This window comes from Rubrivivax albus (assembly GCF_004016515.1).
Classification (GTDB): Bacteria; Pseudomonadota; Gammaproteobacteria; order Burkholderiales; family Burkholderiaceae_C; genus Rubrivivax; species Rubrivivax albus.
Map to the genome: position 1 here is coordinate 222,563 of NZ_SACT01000008.1, position 18,918 is coordinate 241,480.

The following is an 18,918-nucleotide window of genomic DNA, read 5'->3' on the forward strand; positions in this document are numbered from 1 at the left end:
CCGCGCCGGACTTGCCATGACCACCCCCCTTCCGCAATTGCCTCCGGCCGGCCGGCCCGCCGCGCGCTCCCCATGGGACGTTCAGCGCGGGGTGCTGTTCGCCCTGCTGCTGCGCGAGATGAAGGCCAGGGTGGGCGGGCAATGGGTCGGCGCCGTATGGACGCTGATGGAACCGCTGATGCACACGCTGGTGACGCTCACCATCTATGCAGGCATCCGCGGACGCGTCATGCCCGGGGCCGAGTTCCCCGTGTTCCTCGCAACTGGGCTGCTCCCGTTCTTTCTCTTCCAGCACATCGCCACCCGGTTGATGGACGGCATCGATGCCAACCGCGGGCTCTTTGCCTACCGCCAGGTGACCCCGTTCGACACCCTGGTGTCACGGACCGCGGTCGAGGCGATCATGAACATGCTCGTCTACATCGTGACGCTGGGCCTGCTGGGCTGGCTGGGATACCACGTGTGGCCCGTGGCCCCGCTGGAGATGATCGGCGTGCAATTGCTGATGATCCTGCTGGGATTCGGCTATGGCATGTTCGCCGCTGTCGTCAGTCACGAGCGGCCGCGTCTGCGATCTTTCATCCGCATCTCGATGATGCCGCTGTACTTCGCCAGCGGCATCCTGTTCCCCATTCACTACGCCCCGCCAGACCTGCTGCACTGGCTGCTCTACAACCCGCTGTTGCACCTGATCGAACTGTCGAGACACGCCTTCATGCCGGACTACTGGACACCCGCCGGCATCAACCTGCGCTACCCGGTGATGTTCTCGCTGACGCTCTGCGCCCTGGCTTTGCTGAGCTACCGGGCAGATCGCTGGCGCCTCGTCACCACCTGACGCGATGATCGAACTGCAGTCGCTCACGAAGTCGTACCCGAGCCGGCACGGGCGCCGTTATGTGTTCCGCGACCTGAGCTTCACCTTTCCAGCCGGTGCCAACATTGGCCTGATCGGGCGCAACGGCGCGGGCAAGTCGACACTGCTGAGGCTGCTCGGCGGCATCGACCACCCCGATTCGGGCGCCGTCGTCACCGACGCCAGCATCTCCTGGCCGGTGGGCCTCGCGGGCGGCTTCGCGCTCAACCTGACGGCGCGGGAGAACGTCGAGTTCGTCTGCCGCATCCATGGTGCCTGGGGCCCGCAGCTGCGCGAGAAGGTGCGCTTCGTGCGAGAGTTCGCCGACATTGGCGACTACTTCGAGCTGCCGATGCGGTCGTTCTCGTCAGGCATGCGGTCACGTGTGGCCTTCGGGTTGAGCATGGCTTTCGAGTTCGACTACTACCTGATCGACGAGGTCATGGCCGTTGGCGACGCGCAGTTCAAGAGCCGCAGCAAGGCCATCCTGCAGCAGCGCCTGGCCAGTGCCAACCTCATCATGACGACGCACAGCATGAATGACGTGCGCCAGTACTGCGATGTCGTCGTCCACGTGGACGGCGGCCATGTCAACGTCTACGAGGATGTCGAACAAGGCATCCGCGCCTACCAGGGCGAACCCGCCACGAAATGAATCGTCTCATCCATCTTTCGGGCCGCACGCTGGCGCTGCTGCTGATCGTCCTGCCGGTCTCGCTGTTTGCGCTCTATCTGGGCCTCGTCGCACGCGACCGATTCGTCAGCGAGTCGGTGATCTCGGTGCGCCAGGCCAGCAGCAGCGCCGCCAGCGCGATCCCTGGTGCAGCGCTGCTGCTGGCTGGCATCAACCCGCCAGCCCATGAAGACACGCTCTACCTGCGGTCCTTCATCCATTCCCAGGCGCTGGCCCTGGAACTCGACCGCACGCTGGGGCTGCGCAAGCACTTCGCCGACCTCGGGGCCGACCTGCCGAACCAACTGCCGGCAGATGCCAGCACCGAACAGTTCGTGGCCTACTTCCGCGATCGCGTGGAACTCGGCTTCGATGACCGCGCAGCATTGCTCACCGTGCGCACCCAGGGCCTCGACCCGGCGTTCGCTCAGCGCTTCAACGCAGCGGTACTCGACGCCAGCGAGCGCTTCGTCAACGAGACCTCGCACCGCATCGCCCGCGAGCGCCTGAGCTTCGCCGAAGGCGAACTGCAGATCGCGGCCCAGCGGGTCGAAGCCGCTGCGGGTGCCGTGCTGTCCTTCCAGAGCAAGAACCGCCTGCTCGACCCGGGCCTGCAGACCCAGGCGGCCGGCATGTTGACGGCAGAACTGCAGGCCAACCGCGCCCGGCTGGAAGCCGAACTGGGCGGGCTGCGCGGCTTCCTCAATGAGGAGGCTTACCAGGTCCAGGCACTGAAAGCGCGCATCGCCGCCGTTGACCGGCAGATCGACGCCGAACGCCGGCGTGCCACGGCCGAAGACACCAAGGGCAACCGGCTCAACAAGCAAGCCCTTGATTTCGAAGCCCTCAAGCTCAAGGCGGAGTTTGCGCGCGATGCCTACAAGCTGGCGCTCGCTGCGGTGGAGAACGCCCGCATCGAGGCCCACCAGAAAATCAAGAGCCTGGCCATCGTCGAACCACCGTCGCTGCCGGAGACGGCTGAATACCCGCTCGTGGCGTACGACATGGGCACGCTGATCGCCATCTGTGTGTTGCTGTTCGCCATCGTCCGGCTGGTGCTGGCCACCATCCGCGAGCACCAGGACTGACCCATGCCCCATCCCCGTATCGCAGCTTTCGCGCTCGCCTGGCTGGCCTTGGCGGCCGGACCCTCGACAGCCCAGGTCGTCCAGCCCTCTGCCGCGGCCACCGCGCCGCTGGCCCTGCCCACCATCGTCACCACCCCTGCGCCGACTCAGGCCGCACCGCCGCATGTCGCGCTGCCCATGCCCCCTGACCCTGGCCGGACGCCGGGGTCGGTCATGTTCGGCAGCCAGATCTTCTCTGGCCGCTTTGCCAGCGAAGCGTTCAGCGGCTTCAACCCCGACTACCAGATCGCCGTCGGCGACCGCCTGAGCGTACGCCTGTGGGGCGGCTTCAACCTCGATGCCACCCTGGCCGTCGACGCACAGGGCAACATCTTCATCCCCAACGTCGGTCCGGTGCACGTGGCCGGCGTGCGCAATGGCGAGCTCAATGGCACCGTCGAAGCCCGCGTCAAGCGCACCTTCCGCGCCAGCGTGGGCGTCTACGCCACGCTGGAGGCCGCTCAGCCGGTGAAGGTGTATGTCACGGGCTTCGTGCGCGCGCCGGGGCTGTATGCCGGCCTGTCGTCTGATTCGGTCCTGTATTACCTCGACCGCGCGGGCGGCATCGACCCGGCCCGCGGCAGCCATCTGCAGGTGGACGTGTTGCGCAGTGGCAAGCCGCGCGCGCGCATCGACCTCTACCGCTTCCTGCTCGAGGGCCACATCGACACGCTGCAGCTGCGCGATGGCGACAGCATCGTCGTCGCCCCACGCAAGCACACGGTGCAGGTGTCGGGCGAGGTCATGAACCCGTACGCTTTCGAGTTCGAGCAGCGTGAGATTGCGGCCAGCGACCTGATGGCGCTGGCCCGTCCGAAGCCCGGCGCCACCCACCTGAGCATCGTGCGCAAGATCGGCGCCGACCGGCGCAGCGAATACCACGCGCTGGCCCGTGCGGCTGGCGTGATGATCCAGGACGGCGACGACGTCACCTTCACGTCCGACAAGTACCCCGGCACCATCCTGGTCCGCCTGGAGGGCGCCCACCTGGGCGAGCGTTCACTGGTTCTGCCCTATGGCGCCCGCCTGAAGGACGCGCTGCAGCGCCTGGTGCCAGCCCCGCAAGCCAACGTCGCCGCGTTGCAGCTCTATCGGAAGTCGGTGGCCCAACGCCAGAAGGACCTGCTGGACACCTCCCTGCGTGGCCTGGAGACCTATGCCCTGACGGCCCGCTCGGCCACCAGCGAGGAAGCCGTGCTGCGCCAGCGCGAGGGCGATGCCATCCTCAAGTTCGTCGAGCGTGCACGGATGGCCCAGCCACGCGGCCAGGTCGTCCTGGCCAATGCGGCCAATGCCGGCGAGACGTTGCTCGAAGATGGCGACGTGATCAGCGTGCCCGAGACCAGCAACGTCGTACTGGTTGGCGGCGAGGTCATGGTGCCCAACGCGCTGGTCTTCGCCGAGGGCGAGGAGATCCTCAGCTACATCCGCCGCGCGGGTGGCTACACCCAGGGCGCGGACGAAGCCCGCGTGATCATCATCCGCCAGGATGGCACCGTCGTCGAGGCCCTCCCGTCGGCCAGCACCGTGCTGCGTGCCGGCGATGAACTGATGGTGCTGCCAAAGATCGAAACCAAGAACATCGAGGTCACGCGCGGCATCACGCAGATCATTTACCAGATCGCCGTTGCCGCGAAGGTCGTGTTCGGGCTATGACCGGCATGCGCCTGCTGCTCGCGGGTGACGCCGGCATTGCCTGGCCGGCGCTGGGCCGCTGGGTCGCATCCGCCTTCGTGCTGCCCGGCGGCCTGGCGGAACCGGGCAGCGCGATCATGGCCGACGCCGCCCTGCGGGCCCACCCGGCCGATCGGCTGTTGTACTTTGCCGGCGGGCCTGAGCACGCGCTGCGCGATGCCTCGCTCGGGGACCCGGCACAGGCGCTGACCGAATGGGCAGTGCGCGCTCGTGCTGTGCTGCGTGTCGTGCATGCCCACCCTGGGCGCTGCCTGCTGGTGGACATCGACGATGTCATGGGCCGCGCCGATGACCTGCTCGCCGGGGTGAGCGACTGGCTGGAGATCAATCCGCAGCCGGTGGAACCGCCGCCCACGGCAGCGCACGAGGTCGACGGGGAGGATGTGCTGTGGCGCATGGCGGCATCCGCCTGCGTGGCAGCACGGGCAGACATCGAGACCTTGGCGCAGGAATGGCTGGCGAGCTGCATTCCGGTGGGTCCGGCTCGGGCACCGACCAGCCCGATGGGCGCCGATGCAGCGCTGGTCAGGCTTCGCCAGCTGCACAATGACCTCGCCGAACACCATAGGGCGCGGCAGCAATTGCACGCCGAGCGCGATGCCCTGGCCCGGCAGCACGCAGAGCAAGCCCTCTGGGCGCAGTCGCTTGAGCACGACCTGCAGCGGCAGGAAGAAGCCGTGGCCTCACTCGACGGCGAGTTGGCCCGCCAGCGTGAGCAGCAGAGTGTGCGCGAGGCCGAAAACGAACGATTGCTGGCCGACCTCGTGCTGCATCGTGCGCAAATCGACCAATTGCTGGAACACAACGACGCGCTTGCCAAAGATGCGGCATCGGCACACGCGGTGGCTGAAGCGGCGAAGGCTGAGCACCTGGAAACCAAGGCTGCGGCAGCCGCTGCGGCAGCCCACGCAGCCGCAGAAGCTGAACGCATCGCCGCCGACGCCGCCCGAGCGGCGGCCGCGGCCACAGAAGCCAAGCTGGCGGCCGAGGGCGCCCTTGAAGACGCCGGCCATCGCCTGGCCACGGTCACGGACGAGTTGGATCAGGTTCGCCAGCGGCGCCAGGCCCTGGAGGGCGACCTGCAGTCGGTGCGCACAGCGCTGGCTGAAGCCCGCCTCGAACTCGGCGCGGTGCAGGCAGAGCGCGAAGAGCTCACGGCCCAACTGATCCAGGCTCACAGTGACGCCGCGGCGGCCCAGGCGCTGGCCAGCGAACCCGCCGCCTTGGGCAACACATGGCCGACCGGTAACGCTGGCTCAGCGCGCGCACCGGTCGTGGCGGGCGGCGTGTCGCTGGTCCGACTGCGCGACGAAGCGCCGCACCGCGAGGCTCACTTCCAGTTCACCGGCGTGCTCACGCCCAAGGGCCATCTACCGGAACTTGATGTGCGGCTGGTTGATCACCACGGCCGGCCTGGCATCGTCATCTTCGGCAATGCGGCGCAGCCGCCGTTCTCCGGCTGGCGCCAGACCGGCGATGAAGCGGGGCAGGGCTACATGCTGGTGGTGCCCAGCGACGGCGAAGGGCCACGCACACTGTCGCCGCTGCCGGCAGCCGACTGGGCTTTCCTCCGCAGCCTGGCTGACCTGCTGCTGCTGGCCAGCGAGGAACCCGAGTTCGGTCTTCGTCCGGCCTGGCGGCAGGTGGCGCAACGGCTATGCCTGCAGCTTGACAGCCTGCCACCGCGTCTGCGCTACGACAACCTGCGGGTGGTGACGAATGCAGACGGCAGCTGTGTCGTGCATCTGGAAGCGGTGACCTGGGGCTCGCGCCAACTGTCGGATGTGGACCTGCGCTGGCGCCCGGAGGGCGCAACAGGCCCCGACGCCGCCGGTTGCGCCTTGGCGTGGTTGCTGCCCGAGGACCCCGACGTCGTACCGCCACTGACACTTTGGCCTGAAGCGCCAGATGGCCGCTTGCAGGCGGCGTGGCCGCTGGCTGTCGGTGCCGGCTTCGGCGCGGCGGCCCGGCGCCGTTGGTGGGCTGCACAGCCGGAGGCCGACCGCCGGCTGCTGCTGGCCGTGTTGGACGCCCTGCCCGCCGCGGCAGCGTTCACCGATACGGCCCGCCAGGCGCGATGGCAGGCGGCGGCAATGGCCCTGCATGCCGAAGCCAGGAAGACGCTTCGCGCCCTGCGGCTGCGGTCAGCCCTGCGGCGCCGTTGAGGCCCGAATGCCGGAACGATCATGAACCCCTTGTTCGACACCCTGAAATCCTGGCTCGGGGGCCGCGCGGCCCGGGTGCTCCACGTCGGCGCCGGCAGCGGCGCCGTGCTGGACGCCTACCAGAGCCTGGGTTGCGCCCACGTCGTGCTGGCAGAGGGCGATCCCGACCTGGCGGCGGCCCTGTCCGTTCGGGCCGCCGCGATCCCGGGCGTCGAGGTCGACACGGCTGTGTTGGCCCCCGACGCGGGCGCACTGCTCTGGAATCGTTACAACCTTCGGGTCTTCAACGGCCCGCTCGACGCCAGCCCACTGGTCGCGCTGTACCCCCGCCTGCAGGCCCTGAGCACGCTGCCTGTCCAGGCCACCGGCTTCCCGGACTGGGTTCAAGCCCACCTGGCCATTGGCACGGATTCGCCCCAGGTGCTGGTGCTGGACGTGCCGGGACAGGAGCAGGCCCTGTTGGCCGCCCTGTCCGCCGAGGTGATGTGGCACTTTGACGCCGTGCTCGTCCGCGGATGCGGACGTCCGCCGACACCCGCCTGGAATCGGGCCGACGCGACGCATGCGCGCCTGTTGGGCCTGGGGTTCCGCCTCCAGACGGCGCCAGGCGATCAGGACCCCTTGTGGCCCGTTCACCTGTTCGCCCAGGATGTCGCGGAGCGCGAACGCGCAGCACAGCGTGACGAGATCGTCTCCCTGCGCGAGGCACTGGAACTGGCACGCCACCATGCTGAACAGCAGGCAGCCAGCCACGCCGCAGCCAGCCAGGAGCAGACCGCGGCAATGACTCGGGCCACCGAGGTGCAGCAAGTCCTGCAGCAGCAGCTGGAAGTGGCCTTGCGCGAACGCGACGAACAGACCCACTGGCACCAGGAAAACGCCCGGTGGGCGCAGGGCCTGAAAGCCGAGAACGAGGCGCTGAACGCCCAGTTGGCGGCCTTGCAGGAAGAACTCGTCGTGGTGCGTCGGCAGGCCGATGACCAGGCCGCCGTCCATGCCGCGGCCAGCCAGGAACACGCCGCTGCGCTGGACCAATCCACCGAGGCGCTGGCCCGAGCCACCGAGGTACAGCTGGCCCTGCAGCAGCAGTTGGAGGCAGCCCGGCGCGAACGTGACGAACAGGCCCATTGGCACCAGGAGAACGCCCAGCGGGCGCAAGGCCTGAGCGACGAGAAGGAGGCGCTGAACGCCCAGTTGGCGGCCTTGCAGGAAGAACTCGTCGTGGTGCGTCGGCAGGCCGATGACCAGGCCGCCGTCCATGCCGCGGCCAGCCAGGAACACACTGCGGCGCTGGCCCAGGCCGCCGAGGCGCAGCAGGCCCTGCAGCTGCAGTTGGAGGCAGCCCGGCGCGAACGTGACGAACAGGCCCATTGGCACCAGGAGAACGCCCAGCGGGCGCAAGGCCTGAGCGCCGAGAAGGAGGCGCTGAGCGCCCAGTTGGCGGCCTTGCAGGAAGCGCTCGACGCAGCGCACCGGCAGGCCGATGACCAGGCCGCCGTCCATGCCGCGGCCAGCCAGGAACACACTGCGGCGCTGGCCCAGGCCGCCGAGGCGCAGCAGGCCCTGCAGCTGCAGTTGGAGGCAGCCCAGCGCGAACGTGACGAACAGGCCCATTGGCACCAGGAGAACGCCCGGTGGGCGCAAGGCCTGAAAACTGAGAAAGAGGCGCTGAACGCCCAGTTGGCAGCCTTGCAGGAAGCGCTCGACGCAGCGCACCGGCAGGCCGATGACCAGGCCGCCGTCCATGCCGCGGCCAGCCAGGAACACACTGCGGCGCTGGCCCAGGCCGCCGAGGCGCAGCAGGCCCTGCAGCTGCAGTTGGAGGCAGCCCAGCGCGAACGTGACGAACAGGCCCATTGGCACCAGGAGAACGCCCGGTGGGCGCAAGGCCTGAAAACTGAGAAAGAGGCGCTGAACGCCCAGTTGGCAGCCTTGCAGGAAGCGCTCGACGCAACGCGCCGGCAGGCCGACGATCAGGCTGCCGCGCACGCCGCGGCCAACCAGGAACACGGCTCGGCGCTGGCCCAGGCCCAGGACCAGGCCCAGGCGACGCAACGGGCCTTGCAACAGCAGCTGGACGTTGCGCTACGCGAACGCGACGATCAGGCCCACTGGCACCAGGAGAACGCGAAGTGGGCGCAGGGCCTGAAGGCCGAGAAGGAGGCGCTGGAGCGCAGTCTGTCGGAGGCCCGGGCAGCGCAGGAAGCTCTGGCCAGCCGCCTGGCCGAGCGCGATGCACGCCAACGGCTGCTGGACGCGGAGATCCTGCGCGCCGAGGCCCAGCTCGACCTGATCAAGGACGTGCTGATCCGTGAAAAGAACTTCTAAGTTGCGGCGCAACCGACGATTGGGCGCCCTTCGACCCCAGCCGTCGGCGCCAAAACCAGCGCCCACCGACGCGCTGGAATCGGCTGGTCGGCCGCTGGAGCCGCGCTCGTCGCCGCCAGAACCGGCACCCAAGCCCGTGTCTTCCGCGATGGCTCAGTGGCTGATGGGCGACTGGCCCGCCCTGATGCGCCTGCGTCTGGAGGATTTCGACAGCCACCCGGAACGCGCACGCATTGCCCTGCTGGTTGCTTGTGCCCACCAACAGGGCGATCACCACGAGGCGGCCCGCCGATTCGCCCGTCAGGCCCTGGCCTGGGGCTGCTCGCCGGCCCTGATGGCCCGCCTGTTGATCTCCGGCACGCACAACACACTGGGCCGCATTGCGGCATTGCGTGAAGACTCACCCGGCATCGAGGCCCACTTCCGCGCTGCACTCACGGTCACCGGGGACCCACAGGCCCCCACCGCGGCGCATGCCCGCGCTGTGCGCGAAATGGCGCGCCTGGGTCTGCTGCCGCAAGCGGCCGCCCTGGTGGACGAGGCCACGCAGCAGATCGGGGCCGCTGGTCACGGCCAGACCCGCCCAGTGGCGCTGGAAGCCCAGGTGACCATGCTGCGCAGCGAGATAGAACTGCTGCAGCATGAACTCAGCTTGGCCCAGCAACGCGGGAACGCTCTGGGCGGGGCGATGTCCGCGGCGCCAGGCTCGGGCGTCGACCGCCAGGCGTCCACCGCCCAGCTGGGGCAGGACCTGTGGGTGCTGGAACGCAGTGGGGGCAAGCGTGGCGGCTTCTTCGTCGAGTTCGGCGCCACCGACGGTGTGCGCCTGAGCAACACGTGGCTGCTCGAGCAGCGCCACGGCTGGCATGGCATCTGCATCGAGCCGAACCCGCGCAGCTTCGCGCGGCTTCAGGCCAACCGCCAGTGCATCACCAGCAACCTCTGCATCGGCCCACATACCGGCGACAAGGTGCGCTTCGTGCTGGCCGAGGAATACGGCGGCCTCGTCGACGACATGGCGGCCGACATGCATGGCGAAAAGCGCGCCGCCTATGCGGCAGACCCGGCCAACCTGGTGGAGTTCGAAACCGTATCGCTGCACGACGCGCTGACCCGCCTGGGCGCACCGAGAGACATCGACTACCTCAGCATCGACACCGAAGGCAGCGAGTACGCCATCCTGCAGGCCTTTCCGTTCCACCAGTGGCGAATCCGCCTGATCACCGTGGAACACAACTTCAGCCCGATGCGCGACAAGATCCGCAACCTCCTGGAGCCGTTGGGCTATCGCCGCACCGAAGCCCAGTGGGACGACTGGTACGAACTGCATGAACCTGCCTGACCCCGCCCGCGCGCCTCTGCCCGACCCCGGCCTGTCGCGCCTGTTCGATGAAGCTGTCCAGGCCGTGCGGCTGGACCAACCGGCGCTGGCCGTGCAACTGCTGCGCCGCATCGGCCGCAGCGGCAAATGCATGGCGGGCAGCCAGGCCGCAGCACTGCGTGCACAGCTGCTGCAGCGTCTTGGCGTGCCCGACGACATGACGCCGGCCCCGCCGCTGGCCCCCGAAGCCCTGGGGGCCATGATGCCTACCCGCCAGACCGGCGGCGCCGGCGTCAGCGTGGTCAGCTGCTGCATGAACCGCACCGAAAACCTGCTGAAGGCCCTGCCCACGTGGCTGGCACTGCCGCAGGTCACCGAAGTGGTGATCGTCGACTGGAATTCCACCGAGCCCGTGGCCCCCGCCATCACCGAAGCCGGCCTGGCCGGCCCGCGCGTGCGGGTGCTGCGGGTGGAGGACGAACCGCGCTGGATCCTGTCGCTGGCCTTCAACATCGGCTTCCGCGCTGCCCGCGGCGAACGCATCGTCAAGGCCGATGCCGACATCACGCTCAAGCCCGACTTTCTGGCACGCAACCCGCTGCCGAAGGGCTGCTTCATCGCCGGCGACTGGCGCGAGGCTGCGCCCGGGCAGGAGCACATCAACGGCTTCTTCTACCTTCGCCGCGCCGACCTGCTGGCCATCGGTGGCTTCAACGAGTACATCACCACCTACGGCTGGGACGACGACGACATCTATGCGCGCATGGCGGGATCCGGCCTGCGCCGCATCGGCGTGGACGGTGAGTCGATCTACCACATCCCGCACGACGACGCGCAGCGCATGGCCGGCGCCGGTACTGGCGGGGCCGATCACGCCTGGGCCGAACTGAAGCGCGACACGGCCTACCGCATCCGCGTCAACCGCTGGCTGGCCTTCGTGATGCCGCCCTGGAACGCCGACCGCCAGTTCGCGCCGTTCGACGTGCTGGAGGACAGCCCCACGCTGGTGCGCCTGCGCCGGCGTGCACACGCGATGCCGCACCTGGTGCATGAGGACATTCGCACCGACGCGGAGCACTACGCGGCACTGGAGCGCGTCTCCTGGGTCTGCGGTCCGCTGGCCTATCACATGCCCCGCATGCGATTCAACGCCCTGCTGCAACGCAAGCGGTTGGCCGAAATCGGCGCCTTCGACGCGGCGGTGGCGGCCGCTGGCGGCCCCCCGCTGGAGCGCGGCCGCCGTCATACGCTGCTGGTGGAACTGGCGCCGGACTTTCCGGTGGAACGGGCGCGCGACCTCGGCGCCGCCTTTGGCCACGGCGCCTGGCCCGAAGACCTGGCCATCTGCGTCAATGGCGGCAGCAAACCCGCACGTGAAGCCTTTGTCGACGCCACGGCCTGCCGTGCCGCTTCGGTGGAGTACTGGATCCCCTACGACGGTCTGCGACGGCTGGAACCGGCCCCGACCGCTGAACTCGTCGCGGCCACCTGCGGCAATGGCAGCGGTGCCTTCGTGCAATTGCGCAGTGACCACTTCGACACCGTGCACGCTGGCCCGCCTCCCGGCGCCCCGGCAGTGCAGGTGAGGCGTCGGCAATTGGTGATCGACACCCAGCACGGCCTGGGAAACCGGCTCCGCGCCTTGGGTTCCGCTGCAGCTGTGGCAGAGGCCACGGGCCGTGAACTGGTGGTGCTGTGGACACCCGACCACCATTGCGACTGCCGTCTGGCCGACCTCTTCGAGACCACGCTGCCCGTGGTGGAGCATGCCGATGACCTGCCCGGCGATGTGCGTGACGCGCTGCGCCGCTACAACTACATGGAGATCGAGCCCGGCGCCCAGAAGGACGAACCCGTCGACACCGACCGCGACGAGCACATCCTCGTCCGCTCTGCCTTCGTGCTGCGCCACCCGGCTTCGCACTGGGAAGCGGAGAACCGGCTGCTGCAAGCACTGCGGCCATCGGAAGCCGTGCGCGCACTGGTGGATTCGGTGGAACTGCCGCAGCACAGCATCGGTGCACACGTGCGCATGGAGGCGGGCGCCGGCCTCGACCAGAACTCATGGGACAGCGCCGAGAACTGGAGCGCCGAAAGCCATGCCGCCATCCACCACTGGCGCGCCAAGAGCCACTACTCGGCCTTCATCCGCCGCATCGACGCGCTGCTGGCCGAGGGCCGCCACCAGCACCTCTTCCTGGCCACCGACCTGCCGGAGAACTACCGTGTGTTCCAGCAGGTCTACGGGGAGCGGCTGCGCTTCCTGCCCCGTACGCTGTACGACCGATCGGCGGCGCAGATCCGCTACGCGCTGGCCGACGCCCTGCTGCTCAGCCGCTGCACCTGGCTGCTGGGCAGCACCTGGAGCTCGTTCAGCGAGCTGGCCATGCGCCTGGCCACCGGGTTCGAGAAGGTGGAGATGAGCGGGACGGATTTCTGACCATGCACGGCCCGGCCATCGCCCGCGCGGAATCGGTGATCGAGGGGCTGCGCCTCGCGCCGGAGGACTATGCGCCCGTCGAGCCCTCGAGCGACGTGCGCATCCAGGGCGATGCCTCCAACCTCGTGCTCGCACGGCCCGGTCTGAAGGCGAGGCTCTCGGTCAACTTCGGCAGCGCGCGAGGATGCCGCGTGCTGCTGGGCACAGACCTTCAGGGCAGCCTGCAGATCGGCTTCTCGGGCGACGAGTCGCTGGTCGTCATCGGCGAGCGCTGCGTGCTGCACGAACTGCAGATCCGGTCGAAACAGGCAGGCGACTTCATCGCCATCGGCAACGGCGTCACGACGACGGCCAAGAACACCTGGATCTCCGGCGCCGGCGCCGGCGCCGGCCGGCCCTGGCTGATCATCGGCGACGACTGCATGTTCGCCTACGACATCGTCATCCGCAATAGTGACGCCCACCCCATCTACGCGATCGACGGTCCGCTCCAGCTCAACGAACCGGCCTCCGGTGTCTGCCTGGAGCCGCACGTCTGGGTCGGCGAGGATGTCAAAATCCTCAAGGATCTGACGATCGGCGCCGGTTCCATCGTGGCCATGGGCAGCATCGTGACCCGTGACATTCCTCGCGCGAGCGTTGCGCGTGGCATTCCTGCCGTGGCCACCCCGGCGCATGACCGCTACTGGGCCCGCAACGACCTGCCCCGATCCCGCGAACGGGCGCTCCACTTCCACCGCCGCTACCCGCCTTCATCGAACTGACACCCATGAGAATCTCGCACAAGCACAAGTTCATCTGGATCTCCAAGCCCAAGACGGGGTCGACGTCGGTGCGCAAGCTGCTGGATCGGTTCAGCAACGTCGTGTCCACCGACGAGCGTCCGCTGCATCACCACGCGACGGCGGATGAACTGCGGGCTGCATTTGCCGAGCGCGGCTGGAACTTCGACGACTACCAGGTCTTCATCTGCGACCGCAACCCGTGGGAGCTGATCGGGTCGGTCTGGAAGTACTCGAAGTTCAACCAGCAGCGCCGCCCCTTCTGGCACCCGCGCTACGACGCCTCGCTGCCGTTGCTGAGCTTCGGAGAATTCATGCGCTCGCCGAACGTTTGGCGCTGGGTGCAGGAACACCACGCACTGGATCGGTTCGCAGGGGCCCAGCCGTGGCCGGCCAACCTCCACGTCTACGACATCGGCTCCCAGGCACAAAGGCTGGTCGACGACCTGTCCCGCCATATCGGCAAGCCGATTGGGGAACTGCCCGTCGCCAATGCGTCCCAGTACGACCCGGCTGACCTGAAAGCCTTCGCCGAGGCCTTCGCCGATCCGAAGATCGACGCAGAGGTCCGGAAGGCCTTCAAGACGTCGATCGAACGCTTCGGTTACACCAACCCCTTCACGCCCGCCTGACGCGGGCCGGAGCGCCCCATGCTTGCTGTCCGCCTTGCCGTCTTCGTGGCCTCGGCCCTGGGCGCCGCGCATGCGGGTGCCGCCACCTACGCCATCGGCGGTAGCGGCCCGGCGGGATCGAAGGCGTATGCCACGCTGGCCGAGTTCTCGGCCGCTGTCACCTGCCTCGAGGCCGGGGACCGCGTGCTGATCGGCGGGGGCGTGGTGCACCAGGGCACGCTGCGGCTGTCGCCCTGCCAGCCCGACGCCCAGGGTACGGTGACGATCCAGGGCACGGCTGACGCCAAAGGGCGCATCCTGCCGGCCGTCGGCAGCCAGGCGCTGGGCCTCGACTGGGCACCGGCGCCCGCTGGCGAAGCCCTGGCGGTGCGGCGTGAAGGCGTGGCGCTGTTCGTGCTCGGCCCGCTGAAGGCGCCGGTGCTGCAGGTGGACGTGGACGGCCTCGACGGGGTTCCCGCGGCGGCCCCCGACCAGGGCGGTGCGCGCGCACCCCGGACCCTGCTGCTGTCGACGGTGCGCACGCAGCGCGAGGGATGCAACGCCTGGATGTGCCTGGGGTCGGACGACCCGGCCTGGGCGCGTCAGGTGCAGGCGATGGCCGGCGTGGCGGCCGAGCGCTGGCCCGAGCTGGTGCTGCGGAACTCGCCCTGGTCGTTCACGCGCCACCGCATCGCCGCGGTGGACGGCGCCCGCGGCGAGGTGCGCATCGCCGCGGCCGAAGGCAGCACCGGGGTGGCCGAGGACCGCGACTTCGTCGAACCCGGCTTCGGCGCGATGTTCGTGCACGGTGCCGGCACGATGGACCGCCCGGGCGAGTGGGTCTTCGACGAGGCAACGCGGCGCCTGTTCCTGGCCATGCCGGCCGGCACCGCGGCGGCTGACCTGGCCGGCCGGGTCCGCGTGGCGCTGGACCTTCCGGGGCGCGCGACGCTGCCGGCGCTGGCCTTCGAGACCGAGGGCCGGCGCACGGCGCCCGGCCTGACCCTGGTGCTGCGCGACCTGGAAATCGCCCAGGCCGCCGGCCCGGCGCTGCGCGTGCACGGCATCGGCCGTGTGGAGATCACGCGCAACCGGCTGCGGGACGCGGCGGAACACGGCGTCCATGTCAGCCAGGCCGAGCGCGTGGCCATCGTCGACAACCAGATCGAGGACACCGGCAACAACGGCATCCTGGTCACCGAGGCGCTGCAGCTCGAGGTGCGCGGCAACCGGATCCGCAACGCCGGCCGCATCGGCGTGCAGCCGGCACTGACGATGCAGTTCAACGGCCTGCGCGCCACCGGCTTCGTGCGCGCCGACATCCGCGAGAACGACATCGCCCACGTCGGCTTCGCCGGCATCATGCTCGGTGAGCGCGGCGCTTTTGACCGCGGCAGTGGCCTCGCCCCGCAGCTGGTGGTGGCCGGCAACACCGTGGCCCACTTCTGCCAGATGCTGAACGACTGCGGCGCGATCTACATCAACGGCGGCGGCAAGGGGCGCGACAAGCCCGACCCCGTGGACCCGGGCATCGAGAAGCGCGTCGTCAACAACCGCATCGCCGACCCCGAGCCGAACCTGCAGGGCCTGCCGGCCGGCCTGCCGCCGCGCGGCGAGCCCAAGAACCGCACCGGCGCCTGGGTACGCATGGTCGGCGCCGTGTACCTGGACCACGGGGCCAGTGGGTACGATGTGCGCGGCAACACCGTGGCCGGCGAGTACACGCCCTTCGGCTGGGCGATCTTCAACGGCGGCATCGAGAACGCCTGCACCCGCCAGGCCGTGACCCAGTGCAAGGCCGGCGCCAAGGCCTACCGCTGCTACACCGACGCACTGGCCCAGTGCAACCAGGTGCCTCCCAACCCGCCGCGACGGCCGCCTGCGACGAAGTGACCGCGCCCCTGCCCGCCCCCACCGACCTCACCGTCCTCGTCCTCGCCAGCACCTGGAACGCCGCCGCCCACGCGCGCACGCTGCATTCGGTGCAGCGCCTGCGCGACGGCACCGGTGCGCGCGTGCAGGCGCTGCTGCTGGAACTGCTGGAGCACGACCCCGCCGGCCTCGTCGACGGGCCGCTGCCGGCGCTGCCGGTGGCCTGGCAGGCCGCGCTGGCCTCCGCCGACCACGACTACGTCTGCGACCACGGGTGCACCGCGCGCGCGCTGCGCCGCGCCGTGCGCTCCTGCGCCGGGCACTGGGTCTGCCTGCTGCATGAAGGCGACGAGATCGGCTGGCGCGCCGACGCCACCACCGTGCTGGCGCGGCGCGATCTCGACGCACTGATCACGCTGCCCGCGGTGGGCGAACACGCGCTGGCCGCGCACCGCGCGCTGGCCACGCTGCCGCCGGCAGCGCGCGCCGTGGGCACGCTGGTGGCGCTGGCCGGTGCCTACTGCGGCGGCCTGGTCGTGCGCCGCGACTGGCTGGACGACGTGCTCGGCCACGTCGGCTACGACGCCGAGCCCGGCTATTCCGGCTACCTGGCCGAGGTGCTGACGCTGGCGGCGTTGCGCGGGCCGGCGCGCCTGGCCTTCACCGAGGCGCTGGCGGTCTTCCCCACCGAGCCGCATGGGCAGCGCCACCGCGACCGTGTGGGCCGCTACGTCTGGCCGGTGCTGCCGCTGCGCCGGCGCGACCTGCCGCAGGACACCGACCGCCGGCTGGAGCCGCGCAGCGAGGCCCTGTTCGACGCCCTGCTGGACCACCTGCGTGCGCTGGCGCTGAACGAGCCGGCGGCGCAGCGCCCGCGCACGCCCAGCGCGCAGGCCGAGCGCCTGCGCCGCGACAGCGGTCGCCCCACCGGCGCCATGCTGGCGCTGCTGGACTGGGCGGTGGCGCAGTGGTGCCGCCAGTGGGAACGCCCGCTGCCCGCCGCGCTGCAGGCGCAGGACCCGCTGCTGCCCTGGCGCCCGGCGCCGTTGCCGCCGCCGGCGGCGCTGCCCGCGCCGCAGGTGTCGCTGATCACCTCGGCCTTCCGCGGCGAGGCGGTGGCCTTCTCCTTCCTGGACAACCTGCTGCGCCTGGACGGCTTCGAGGCGCGCGCCGAGGCCATCGTCGTCTGCCCGCAGCCCAACCTGGCGCAGGATCTGGTCCTCGGCCACTTCGCGCTGGTCACGCCGCAGGTCCGGCTGGAGGCGCTGGACGCCGACCCCGGCATCTACGGCTGCTGGAACCACGCCATCGGCCTGGCGCGCGGCCGCTATCTCAGCAACGCCAACCTCGACGACCGGCGCGACCGCCGCCAGCTCGCCCGTCTGGTGGACTGGCTGGAGGCCACCGGCGCCGACCTGGCCTCGGCCGCGGTGGCCATCACGCACGACGCGGCCGAGCTCACCACCTTCGCCGGCGACGTGCCGGCGCTGGCCGCGGCGCACGCGCTGGAGTGCTGGTTTGCCGGCGGCAGCGCCGGGCCGCGCGCGCTGGAGGACTTCTTCCTGCGCGACGCCGGCGGCGCCGTCACACAGTGCATGAACTTCCCGCACTGCATGCCGGTGTGGCGGCGCGACCTGCACGCGCGCTTCGCGCCCTTCGACGAGGCGGCGCACGGCACCTATGCCGACTTCGCGCTGTGGCTGCGCGCGGTGGCCGGCGGCGCGCGCGTGCTGCACGACCCGCAGCCGCTGGGCCTGTACCACGTGGACCCGGCGTCGCACAACCGCCGCCACGCCGACGCGCGCACCTGGGACGCCATCGTGCGGCCCTTCCTGCCGCCGGGCACCGTGGTGCATGCCCCGGTGCACGTGGCGCCGCGGCGGGCCGCGCGCACCGACGCGGGCACCGGCACGGGCGGCGCGCCCGGCAACGCCGCGCCCCGCTTCGACTTCGGCGCGCAGCTCGCCCAGCACTACGGCACCCACCGCAGCGGCTGGACCTACGTGCTGCAGGCGTTCGAGCCGTTCCACGCGGCTGACGCCGAGGTCGAGTGCCACACCTTCCTGGAGAAGCGCTTCGTCTGGGGCTCCGACCCCGGCGACGGCGGCTGCGGGCCGGTACGCCCGTTCACCCGGCCCTGGGTCGGCTTCCTGCACGTGCCGCCGGGCGTGCCCGGCTGGTTCCAGGCCGAACAGAGCCCGGCCCGCGTGCTGTCGCTGGACAGCTGGCGGCGCAGCCAGCGCGAGTGTCGGGGCTTGTTCGTGCTCAGCGACTACCACCGGCGCTGGCTCGAACAGACGCTGCGGCCGGCCTTCCCGATCAGCGTGCTGCTGCACCCGACAGAGTTCGTCGACGAGGCCTTCTCGATGGACCGCTACCTGGCCAACCCCGACAAGCGGCTGGTGCAGGTGGGCTGGTGGCTGCGCAAGCTGGCCGCGGTGAACCACCTGCAGGTGCCGGGCCTGAAGCCGACCCTGCTGGGCCGCGACTGGACGAAGAACATGATGCGCTACGCCGAGCGCCGCGTGCATGGCCTGACCACCGTGCCGCCGGTGGATCAGATCGGCTTTCTGGAGAACGACGAATACGACCGCCTGTTGGCGGAGAACCTCGTCTTCGTGGACTTCTACGACACCTCGGCCAACAACGCGGTGATCGAGTGCATTGCGCGCGCAACCCCCATCGTGGTCTGCCGGCACCCTGCCGTGGAGGAGTACGTGGGGGCCGACTATCCGCTGTACTTCGACCACCCTGCCGACATCCCGCGGCTGCTGGCCGACCACGGGCGCATTGCCGCGGCCCACGCCTGCCTGAAGGCCGCGGCCCTGCGTGACCGCCTGACCTTGCAGGCCTTTGCACGTGATTTCGCGGCCTCGGAGGTGGTGCGCCATGCCTGCACTTGAGCCGAGCCGCGTCCAGGCCCTGATGCGGCGCCTGTACCATTGTGATGAATCCATCGCCGCGCCCGCGGGTGCGACACCTGGCGGGCGCGACAGTCACGCTGCCGCGCCCGCCGATCCGCCGGACGGTTATGCCGCGTACCGCGCT

Annotated in this window: 12 protein-coding genes; all 12 read left to right on the plus strand. The window is 70.0% G+C overall.

Going from position 1 to position 18,918, the window contains the following annotated elements:
• Positions 1–16: 16 nt before the first annotated feature.
• The 12 genes from ENE75_RS20505 to ENE75_RS20560 all read left to right on the plus strand — a co-directional run bounded on the left by ENE75_RS20505 (position 17) and on the right by ENE75_RS20560 (position 18,773).
• Positions 17–838 (plus strand): ABC transporter permease, encoded by an 822-nt coding sequence (locus tag ENE75_RS20505; protein ID WP_128200204.1) that lies wholly within the window; start codon positions 17–19, stop codon positions 836–838.
• 4 nt (positions 839–842) lie between these two features.
• A complete protein-coding gene (locus ENE75_RS20510) occupies positions 843–1,511 on the plus strand; it encodes an ABC transporter ATP-binding protein (protein ID WP_128200205.1) in 669 nt (222 codons plus the stop codon).
• Positions 1,508–2,617 carry a KpsE/RkpR family capsule polysaccharide export protein gene (locus tag ENE75_RS20515; protein WP_128200206.1) on the plus strand — a complete coding sequence of 370 codons (1,110 nt, stop codon included), beginning with the start codon at positions 1,508–1,510 and terminating at the stop codon, positions 2,615–2,617. The genes ENE75_RS20510 and ENE75_RS20515 overlap by 4 nt, the downstream gene beginning before the upstream one ends.
• Before the next feature lie 3 nt (positions 2,618–2,620).
• A complete protein-coding gene (locus tag ENE75_RS20520; protein ID WP_128200207.1) occupies positions 2,621–4,312 on the plus strand; it encodes a polysaccharide biosynthesis/export family protein in 1,692 nt (563 codons plus the stop codon).
• A gap of 5 nt (positions 4,313–4,317) precedes the next feature.
• The gene (locus ENE75_RS20525; protein ID WP_128200208.1) at positions 4,318–6,516 is read left to right on the plus strand and encodes a coiled-coil domain-containing protein; all 2,199 of its coding nucleotides are present in this window, start codon (positions 4,318–4,320) and stop codon (positions 6,514–6,516) included.
• Positions 6,517–6,537: 21 nt separating this feature from the next.
• Positions 6,538–8,844 carry a coiled-coil domain-containing protein gene (locus ENE75_RS20530; protein ID WP_128200209.1) on the plus strand — a complete coding sequence of 769 codons (2,307 nt, stop codon included), beginning with the start codon at positions 6,538–6,540 and terminating at the stop codon, positions 8,842–8,844.
• Positions 8,845–8,992: 148 nt separating this feature from the next.
• Complete coding sequence (locus ENE75_RS20535; RefSeq protein WP_158289030.1) at positions 8,993–10,186, plus strand: FkbM family methyltransferase; 1,194 nt, start codon at positions 8,993–8,995, stop codon at positions 10,184–10,186.
• Complete coding sequence (locus ENE75_RS20540; protein WP_128200211.1) at positions 10,173–12,605, plus strand: glycosyltransferase; 2,433 nt, start codon at positions 10,173–10,175, stop codon at positions 12,603–12,605. Before ENE75_RS20535 ends, ENE75_RS20540 begins: the two co-directional genes overlap by 14 nt.
• Before the next feature lie 2 nt (positions 12,606–12,607).
• Positions 12,608–13,369: an acyltransferase gene (locus ENE75_RS20545; protein WP_128200212.1), complete on the plus strand. Its 762-nt coding sequence runs from the start codon at positions 12,608–12,610 to the stop codon at positions 13,367–13,369.
• Positions 13,370–13,374: 5 nt separating this feature from the next.
• The gene (locus tag ENE75_RS20550) at positions 13,375–14,019 is read left to right on the plus strand and encodes a hypothetical protein (protein WP_128200213.1); all 645 of its coding nucleotides are present in this window, start codon (positions 13,375–13,377) and stop codon (positions 14,017–14,019) included.
• An 18-nt stretch (positions 14,020–14,037) separates the two neighbouring features.
• A complete protein-coding gene (locus tag ENE75_RS20555; RefSeq protein WP_128200214.1) occupies positions 14,038–15,891 on the plus strand; it encodes a right-handed parallel beta-helix repeat-containing protein in 1,854 nt (617 codons plus the stop codon).
• On the plus strand, positions 15,888–18,773 hold the full coding sequence (locus ENE75_RS20560; protein WP_128200215.1) for a glycosyltransferase family 2 protein: 2,886 nt from the start codon (positions 15,888–15,890) through the stop codon (positions 18,771–18,773). The genes ENE75_RS20555 and ENE75_RS20560 overlap by 4 nt, the downstream gene beginning before the upstream one ends.
• Positions 18,774–18,918: the final 145 nt, after the last annotated feature.

What these genes read in the sequence shown, in the direction of transcription:
- ENE75_RS20505 (WP_128200204.1), top strand. Translation starts at nt 17, where the DNA reads ATGACCACCCCCCTTCCGCAATTGCCTCCGGCCGGCCGGCCCGCCGCG.
- ENE75_RS20510 (WP_128200205.1), top strand. Translation starts at nt 843, where the DNA reads ATGATCGAACTGCAGTCGCTCACGAAGTCGTACCCGAGCCGGCACGGG.
- ENE75_RS20515 (WP_128200206.1), top strand. Translation starts at nt 1,508, where the DNA reads ATGAATCGTCTCATCCATCTTTCGGGCCGCACGCTGGCGCTGCTGCTG.
- ENE75_RS20520 (WP_128200207.1), top strand. Translation starts at nt 2,621, where the DNA reads ATGCCCCATCCCCGTATCGCAGCTTTCGCGCTCGCCTGGCTGGCCTTG.
- ENE75_RS20525 (WP_128200208.1), top strand. Translation starts at nt 4,318, where the DNA reads ATGCGCCTGCTGCTCGCGGGTGACGCCGGCATTGCCTGGCCGGCGCTG.
- ENE75_RS20530 (WP_128200209.1), top strand. Translation starts at nt 6,538, where the DNA reads ATGAACCCCTTGTTCGACACCCTGAAATCCTGGCTCGGGGGCCGCGCG.
- ENE75_RS20535 (WP_158289030.1), top strand. Translation starts at nt 8,993, where the DNA reads ATGGCTCAGTGGCTGATGGGCGACTGGCCCGCCCTGATGCGCCTGCGT.
- ENE75_RS20540 (WP_128200211.1), top strand. Translation starts at nt 10,173, where the DNA reads ATGAACCTGCCTGACCCCGCCCGCGCGCCTCTGCCCGACCCCGGCCTG.
- ENE75_RS20545 (WP_128200212.1), top strand. Translation starts at nt 12,608, where the DNA reads ATGCACGGCCCGGCCATCGCCCGCGCGGAATCGGTGATCGAGGGGCTG.
- ENE75_RS20550 (WP_128200213.1), top strand. Translation starts at nt 13,375, where the DNA reads ATGAGAATCTCGCACAAGCACAAGTTCATCTGGATCTCCAAGCCCAAG.
- ENE75_RS20555 (WP_128200214.1), top strand. Translation starts at nt 14,038, where the DNA reads ATGCTTGCTGTCCGCCTTGCCGTCTTCGTGGCCTCGGCCCTGGGCGCC.